1 protein-coding gene is annotated in these 1,379 nt (G+C 69.5%); it reads right to left on the bottom strand.

The genetic code is table 11. From position 1 onward, the window contains the following. A partial coding sequence (locus ACH4N1_RS34985) for a hypothetical protein (RefSeq protein WP_398104570.1) occupies window positions 1-1,364 on the bottom strand: 1,364 nt, incomplete at its 3' end. Window positions 1,365-1,379: the final 15 nt, after the last annotated feature.

Below are 1,379 nucleotides of genomic sequence, written 5' to 3'. Positions count from 1 at the left end.
ACATGCAACGTGATCCGCACCGGACGACCACCGACATACTTATCGATCGCCTCATGACTGCGCAGCGTCTGAATGACACGAACCGCCTTGTTCCGGTACGCCTCATTGTCAAAATTCAGGTTGGTGAACACGAAATTGCCCGACCCGAACGGCAGCAGACCCTCCCCCTGCAACATCCGGGCAGGAACATCGACACCGGTGGTGTCGTCGTCGACGGGCTGGGGCAGGGACACCGGGTCCACCCACACCGCTTCGCGGGGGTCCGGAACGGCCGCGCTGCGGGCTTCCTCGAAGCTCCGGCCGGCCTGAGCGTCCTGCTCGGGCGCCGGGGTCACGTCCCCGATCAGCGCACCCAGCAGAGCCAGGTGGCGGTCACGCAGACCGGCCGCGACCAGCGAGGAGTCCTCCGGGTCCGCGTTCAGGTCGCCCAGCAGGCTGCCGGGGACGTGCGGGCGGTGCGGGGCGTCGGCGTCCCGGTACTCGTCGCGCAGACCCAGCTGATGCGTCAGCTCGTGCACCAGCTGCACCGGGGCGGCATCGGTCCACCACGTGTTCTGGTCCATCGCCCGGTCCCGGCCCACCAGATCCACCGTCAGGTGCGGTGAATCGGCCGGGTCGACGTGCTCCACCGTCACGTGCAGACGGTCACCATTGGGCAGGCGATACCCGCGGTCGTTCAGGAACTCCTCGACACCCGCACTCAACTGCCCGAAGACGTAAGCGCTCTGACCGTCCGCACCCCGCATCGCCACCCGCACCGTCAGGTCGGTGACCGGATCGCCCTGGTGCGTGAACCGCCGCGCGTCGAAACCCGACCGCACCACGAACCGGGGACGACTGTCCCGCGCGCCGCGGGGCGCGGATGTGGCGGGCGGGAGAACACGCTCGCTCTGGTCACCGGAGCCCTCCTGCGGGAGGCGGGGCCTGGCCTCGCCGGCCGTGGCGGGCCGCTGGATGCTGTCGCCCCGGTTGTTCGTCCCCACACTCGCGGCGAGCTGGGCGAAGTCACCCAGCACACCCCACCGGCCCTTGTCAGCCGGCAGCAGGGCACGAAGACGACTGTCCGCAGGCAGAAGCGCCGCCAGCTGCTCCTTGTACGCGTTGTACGACCTCGCCGTGTAACCCGGATCCGTGACCGCTCGTGCCCGGTGGTCGTTGGTGACCGCGATCGTGGCCACGTCCATGAGGTAGGTGTCGAACAGGTCGGTGACGTCCTTCGGGACCGCGCCCTCGTCGCCGTTGGCGGCCTGCTGCGCCAGGACCCGCGCCATCTCCACCACCACATCGCGGTAGATCCGGTGCCGCATACGCTCCGGCGAGGCCGCCATGACGTGGTCCGCCTGGCCCGCCCCGTTCGTGTTCATCACACGGCTCGCCGG

Origin of the sequence: Streptomyces sp. NPDC017202 (assembly GCF_044331705.1) — a bacterium.
GTDB lineage: Bacteria > Actinomycetota > Actinomycetes > Streptomycetales > Streptomycetaceae > Streptomyces.
Note: the sequence above shows the minus strand (reverse complement) of the source record. Positions and strands in the feature narration are given on the sequence as shown.